The 6,524-nt window shown below is 58.8% G+C and carries 5 protein-coding genes (1 of these 5 cut by a window edge); 4 read left to right on the top strand and 1 reads right to left on the bottom strand.

All coding sequences use genetic code 11. The features are described from left to right. Positions 1–58 precede the first annotated feature (58 nt). From prfA to clpB, 4 genes are all read left to right on the top strand, one after another. Complete coding sequence (prfA, locus tag FY152_20480) at positions 59–1,141, top strand: peptide chain release factor 1 (protein ID UXS34506.1); 1,083 nt, start codon at positions 59–61, stop codon at positions 1,139–1,141. Then, positions 1,138–2,007 carry a peptide chain release factor N(5)-glutamine methyltransferase gene (prmC, locus tag FY152_20485; protein ID UXS34507.1) on the top strand — a complete coding sequence of 290 codons (870 nt, stop codon included), beginning with the start codon at positions 1,138–1,140 and terminating at the stop codon, positions 2,005–2,007. The genes prfA and prmC overlap by 4 nt, the downstream gene beginning before the upstream one ends. A 394-nt stretch (positions 2,008–2,401) precedes the next feature. Beyond that, complete coding sequence (locus FY152_20490) at positions 2,402–3,205, top strand: DUF4167 domain-containing protein (protein UXS34508.1); 804 nt, start codon at positions 2,402–2,404, stop codon at positions 3,203–3,205. A gap of 360 nt (positions 3,206–3,565) precedes the next feature. Then, positions 3,566–6,190: an ATP-dependent chaperone ClpB gene (gene clpB, locus FY152_20495; protein UXS34509.1), complete on the top strand. Its 2,625-nt coding sequence runs from the start codon at positions 3,566–3,568 to the stop codon at positions 6,188–6,190. Between the two features lie 69 nt (positions 6,191–6,259). Here the strand turns inward: clpB and FY152_20500 are convergent, their stop codons facing one another. Next, positions 6,260–6,524: the final stretch of a M23 family metallopeptidase gene (locus FY152_20500; GenBank protein ID UXS34510.1), read on the bottom strand. 1,682 nt of this gene lie beyond the right edge of the window; only the last 265 of its 1,947 coding nucleotides appear in the window; its start codon lies off the right edge, out of view; it ends in the stop codon at positions 6,260–6,262.

A 6,524-nucleotide genomic window follows, 5' to 3' on the forward strand; every position in this document is an offset into this window, starting at 1 on the left:
GCGTTTCGAAGAAAAGCGAAAACGCTCTAAAAGACCTGTTTCATTATTGGAGTGACTGGTGGCGAAGCTTCCCGTCGAAAAAATGCGCGAGTTGGAAAGGCGTTTCGGCGAGATCGAAGCGCGTATGTCGGCCGGCCCTGCAGCGGATGTTTATGTGAAGCTGGCTTCGGAATATTCCGAACTTGAGCCGGTGGTGAAGAAAATTCGCGAATACGAGAAGGCGGTCTCGGAGGCAGCCGATCTCGAGGCGCTGCTTGCCGACAAGACGACCGACAAGGACATGCGCGATCTGGCGGAGATGGAGCTGTCGGAGGTCGAGGCCCGTATCGGCGAGCTTGAGAAGGACATGCAGGTCCTGCTGCTTCCGAAGGATGCCGCCGACGAGAAAAGCGCGATCCTTGAAATCCGTGCCGGCACAGGCGGGTCCGAAGCCGCACTTTTCGCCGGCGACCTGTTCCGCATGTATGAGCGCTTCGCATCGACCAAGGGCTGGAAAGTCGAGGTTCTTTCCGCCAGTGAAGGCGAAGCGGGCGGTTACAAGGAAATCATCGCCACCATCAGCGGGCGAGGGGTGTTCTCCAAGCTGAAATTCGAATCCGGTGTGCACCGGGTGCAGCGTGTGCCGGAAACGGAAGCGAGTGGCCGGATCCACACCTCAGCGGCCACCGTCGCCGTTCTGCCGGAAGCGGAAGATATCGACATCGAAATCCGCCCGGAAGACATCCGCATCGATACGATGCGCGCTTCCGGCGCGGGCGGCCAGCACGTCAACACCACCGACTCGGCGGTTCGCATCACCCATCTTCCGACGGGTCTGATCGTCACCAGCTCGGAAAAATCGCAGCACCAGAACCGCGCCAAGGCCATGCAGGTTCTGCGTTCGCGGTTATACGATATCGAACGCCAGAAGGTGGACAATGAACGCTCTGCCGACCGCAAGAGCCAGGTTGGTTCCGGCGATCGTTCCGAGCGTATCCGCACCTATAATTTTCCGCAGGGGCGCGTTACCGATCACCGCATCAATCTGACGCTCTACAAGCTTGACCGGATGATTGAAGGTGAGATCGACGAACTTCTCGATGCGCTGATTGCCGACTATCAGGCTGGTCAGCTTGCCCAGCTTGGCGAACAGCAGCTTTGAGTGGCGGCGCTGACGGAACGGTTTCGACCGAGCTTGCCGCAGCCCGCAAACGGCTGCAGCTGGCGGGCGTCGCCGACCCGCTTCTTGATGCGCGCCTGCTGATTGCCGAGGTGAGCGGCTTTTCATTGACTGACTTCGTGATGAAGCCGGATCATCCTGTCACGCCGGAAGAAAGTGTGCGGATTGCCGCCATGATCGAGAGGCGAGCCGGGGGTGAGCCGGTCCATCGCATTCTCGGCCACCGGGAATTTCATGGTCTTGATCTTCTTCTGTCTAAGGAAACGCTCGAACCCCGTCCGGATACGGAAATTCTCGTCGACACGCTTCTACCGGCTTTGAAGAGAGCCGTTGCCGATAAGGGCAGTGCGCGGATACTGGATTTGGGTACCGGAACGGGTGCGATCTGTCTGGCGCTTCTGAAGGAATGCCCGCAGGCGCTGGGTATCGGCAGTGACATTTCGACCGATGCGCTGGAAACGGCGGCCAAGAATGCCGCCCGGAACGGTCTCGGCTCGCGTTTTGAAACCATGCGCAGCGACTGGTTCGAAAAAATCTCTGGCAGCTTTGACATAATTGTGTCGAATCCGCCTTATATAAGAAGCGATATAGTCACAACGCTCGACCGAGAGGTTCGTCATTACGATCCGATGGCGGCGCTGGATGGAGGTCAGGACGGCCTTGCACCGTACCGCCTTATTGCTGCCGATGCAGGCCGCTTTCTTGTGGAAAACGGGATTGTCGGTGTGGAGATCGGTTTCGATCAAAGGCTTGATGTTTCCGCTATATTTGCTTCCCACGGCTTCTCTCTTCTCGATGCTGTGAAGGATTATGGTGGCAACGACAGAGTTTTGACCTTCCGGAGATAGTTATCAGCGATATGTCTGCGGATTTTTTGCAAGGATATTTTGCACAGCAAAAGAAAAGGCTTGGATTTCCGCATGAAGCGGGATAGTTTGCGGCCACATGCAGGGTGGCTGAGGACGAACGCAGATTCGTCAGGGTATGGGTCAGTCCCGAAGCGGGTTCTTTTGAGAATCCTGAAGGCTGGGCGTTTCCGGCATGTGAATCAGTAAACTTTGTTCGCAGACGGCTCGGTGCAGCATTTGCGCAGCCGGTCGTCATACGCGAGGTCTTGTCCGGAGTTATCTTCGACGAGGCGCGTGTGAGAGCAATTTCAGGAAAAATTTCCAGCGGGTTTCCGTCCGGAATTGCATGAAAACAACCAGATTGTCAGCAAAACAGAATTCAGGTGAGCAATTGATGAGGCCAGGACAGCAAAACAAGCGCGGCCGGGGGCGTGGAAGCAACAACAATAACAATAATAATGGTGGCGGTGGTAACAACAACTTCAACCGCAAGGGCGGAAACCCGCTCACCAGGACTTATGACAGCTCCGGCCCCGATGTGAAAATCCGTGGCACAGCCCAGCACATAGCGGAAAAATACGCTGCCCTTGCCCGGGACGCGCAGAGTTCTGGTGACCGCGTGATTGCGGAAAACTATCTGCAGCACGCCGAACACTACAATCGCATCATCGCCACGGCTCAGGCCCAGATGCAGGAACGTTTCCAGCGCGATGACCGTGGTGAATACAATGCCACGGATGCCGACGAGATGGATGGAAACGAAGGTGACGACAGCGTCGTTGCATCGCAGCAGCATTCCGAACAGTCTGAGCGCGTGCAGCAGCCGGAACGCCAGGAGCGCGCCGAGCGGTCGGAACCGCGCCAGGAGCGTCAAGAGCGCCGCGAGCGCCCGGATCGCCGTGAACGGCAGGAGCGTCAGCCCCGCCAGCCGCAGGTCTCGGTCGAGCAGCCCCCGGTTTACGATGCCAGCCAGGCTCCGCAGCCGGTGATCGAAGGCACGCCCATGGAAGTGGCGGTCGAGGAAGAGCAGCAGCAGGCTGAGGCTCCGGCAACCGAGCGCGCACCGAAGACCCGCCGTGCCACGACGCCGCGCCCACGTCGTCCGCGCCGTGCCGCAACTGCGGAAGGTGCTGAAGGCGAAGAGGCTCCGGCCGGCGAGGAAGCAACACCTGCAACGCTTGAAAACGCTGCCGAATAAGCAGGGTAGTCAAGAAATACGCGATTGAAAAACTCCGGCTTGCCGGAGTTTTTTCGTTTCCGGGATGGAGCATGAGTGGCAGCCAGGGTGATTGCCGCGAACGGATATGACACTTGTCAAATCCAGCCAAAATTTCCGGGGCAGCGGTTTCCCTCCCCTTTAAACCGATGAAACTGCCTCCCATATTCGTGCAGGAAGGTCAGATGCCTGCATTCAGCAGCAACTGTCCTTCGAGAGGCGGCGATCGTGAAATCCTTTTAAAACGCGACTGTCGTAGCGGGGCTTGCCTTTGAGGGAGCCTCAACCCTAACACCCGGAGCCGTGCCGAAAGCGGGCGGGCCGGTTTATGGAGGTTCGACTATGAATATTGAAAAATACTCCGAGCGCGTTCGCGGTTTTCTGCAATCGGCACAGACCTTTGCGCTGGCGGAAAACCATCAGCAGTTTTCGCCCGAACACGTTCTGAAGGTTCTGCTCGATGACGAGCAGGGCATGGCGGCATCGCTGATCGAGCGGGCCGGTGGCGATGCCAAGGAAGCGCGCCTTGCCAATGATGCGGCGCTGGCGAAATTGCCCAAGGTTTCCGGCGGCAATGGCGGCCTTTCCCTGACCGCTCCGCTTGCGAAGGTGTTCTCAACCGCGGAAGACCTTGCCAAGAAGGCGGGCGACAGTTTCGTCACCGTGGAGCGTCTTTTGCAGGCCTTGGCGATTGAAAGCTCCGCCACCACTTCGGCTTCCCTGAAGAAGGCCGGTGCAACCGCGCAGGCGCTCAATCAGGTCATCAACGACATCCGCAAGGGCCGCACGGCTGACAGCGCCAATGCCGAACAGGGCTTTGACGCACTGAAGAAATATGCGCGCGATCTGACGGAGGAAGCCCGCGAAGGCCGGCTCGATCCTGTCATTGGTCGTGACGACGAAATTCGCCGTACCATTCAGGTGCTGTCACGTCGCACCAAGAACAATCCCGTCCTGATCGGTGAACCCGGCGTTGGTAAAACGGCGATTGCCGAAGGCCTTGCGCTGCGCATCGTCAATGGCGATGTGCCGGAAAGCCTGAAGGACAAGAAGCTGATGGCGCTCGATATGGGCGCGCTGATCGCCGGTGCGAAATATCGCGGTGAATTCGAAGAGCGCCTGAAGGCTGTGCTTAATGAGGTACAGGCCGAAAATGGCGGCATCATCCTGTTCATCGACGAGATGCACACGCTGGTCGGCGCCGGTAAGGCCGATGGCGCGATGGATGCGTCCAACCTCCTGAAGCCCGCTCTTGCCCGTGGCGAGTTGCATTGCGTTGGTGCCACCACGCTCGATGAATACCGCAAGCACGTGGAAAAGGATCCGGCCCTTGCCCGCCGTTTCCAGCCCGTTCTGGTGGATGAGCCGACCGTGGAGGATACGATCTCGATCCTGCGCGGATTGAAGGAAAAATACGAACAGCATCACAAGGTCCGTATCTCGGATTCGGCCCTAGTTGCGGCTGCGACGCTTTCCAATCGCTATATCACCGACCGCTTCCTGCCCGACAAGGCAATCGATCTGATGGACGAGGCCGCGTCGCGTCTTCGCATGCAGGTGGATTCCAAGCCGGAAGAGCTGGACGAACTGGATCGCCGCATCATCCAGCTCAAGATTGAGCGCGAGGCCCTGAAGCAGGAAACGGACCAGTCGTCCGTCGACCGCCTCAAGAAGCTCGAGGACGAGTTGGCCGATACGGAAGAAAAGGCGGATGCGCTGACGGCTCGCTGGCAGGCGGAAAAGCAGAAGCTCGGCCATGCCGCTGACCTCAAGAAGCGGCTGGACGAAGCCCGCAACGAACTGGCGATTGCCCAGCGCAACGGCCAGTTCCAGCGCGCCGGTGAGTTGACCTATGGCATCATTCCGGGTCTCGAAAAGGAACTGGCTGCGGCGGAAGCCCGCGATAGCAGCGGTGCCGGCTCGATGGTTCAGGAGGTGGTGACGGCGGACAATATCGCCCATGTCGTTTCCCGCTGGACTGGCATTCCGGTCGACAAGATGCTGGAAGGCCAGCGCGAAAAGCTGCTGCGCATGGAAGACGAGCTTGCCAAGTCCGTTGTCGGGCAGGGTGAAGCCGTTCAGGCGGTTTCCAAGGCGGTTCGCCGTTCGCGCGCCGGTCTTCAGGATCCCAACCGGCCGATCGGTTCGTTCATCTTCCTCGGCCCGACCGGTGTGGGCAAGACCGAGCTGACCAAGTCCTTGGCCCGCTTCCTGTTCGACGACGAAACCGCGATGGTTCGGCTCGACATGTCGGAATATATGGAGAAACACTCCGTTGCCCGGCTGATCGGTGCGCCTCCCGGCTATGTCGGTTATGAAGAGGGTGGGGCGCTCACGGAAGCGGTTCGCCGCCGGCCCTATCAGGTCGTGCTGTTCGACGAGATCGAAAAAGCGCATCCGGATGTGTTCAACGTCCTGTTGCAGGTGCTGGATGATGGCCGCCTGACGGACGGCCAGGGCCGCACTGTCGATTTCAAGAACACCATCATCATCATGACCTCGAACCTCGGTTCGGAATTCATGACGCAGATGGGCGACAATGACGATGTGGATTCGGTTCGTGACCTGGTGATGGAGCGGGTCCGGTCGCATTTCCGGCCGGAATTCCTCAACCGTATCGACGATATCATCCTCTTCCACCGCCTGCGGCGCGACGAAATGGGTGCAATTGTCGAAATCCAGCTGAAGCGCCTCATCGCGCTGCTCGGTGATCGCAAGATTTCGCTCGAACTGGATGAGGATGCCCGTAACTGGCTTGCCAATAAGGGCTACGATCCGGCTTATGGCGCGCGTCCGCTGAAGCGGGTGATCCAGAAGGCGGTTCAGGACAGGCTTGCCGAAATGATCCTCGGCGGCGAAGTGCCGGATGGATCGCGGGTCAAGGTGACTTCGGGCACCGACCGGCTGCTGTTCAAGGTCAAGCCCCCCAAGGGCGAGGCCGAAACCGAAACGGCCGATGCGGCATAAAATAAAAGGGCTCCAGAAACGGAGCCCTTTTCATTTGACCGGTGTTGCAGGCCGCAAAGGTTCAGTAAATTACCGGCTTGCCACCTGATTGGGCTTTTCATCAATATTCAGCAGATTGTCGATGCGTTTTCTCTCATCGGAAAAACGCGCAAGCGCATCGCCCGACAGCGACTTGCCGCCCGGCAGGCGTACCTTCATCGCATCCACCTTGGTGCCGTTGACGATCAGCTCGTAGTGCAGATGCGCGCCGGTCGAAAGGCCGGTCGATCCAACATAACCGATGACCTGGCCCTGCCGGACCTTGGAACCTTCGGTGACGCCCTTGGCGATGGCG

The organism is Agrobacterium tumefaciens (assembly GCA_025560025.1).
Lineage (GTDB): Bacteria > Pseudomonadota > Alphaproteobacteria > Rhizobiales > Rhizobiaceae > Agrobacterium.

Bases quoted from the DNA above. Each gene is read 5' to 3' on its own strand.
- FY152_20490 (UXS34508.1), top strand. From the start codon at position 2,402: ATGAGGCCAGGACAGCAAAACAAGCGCGGCCGGGGGCGTGGAAGCAAC.
- clpB (UXS34509.1), top strand. From the start codon at position 3,566: ATGAATATTGAAAAATACTCCGAGCGCGTTCGCGGTTTTCTGCAATCG.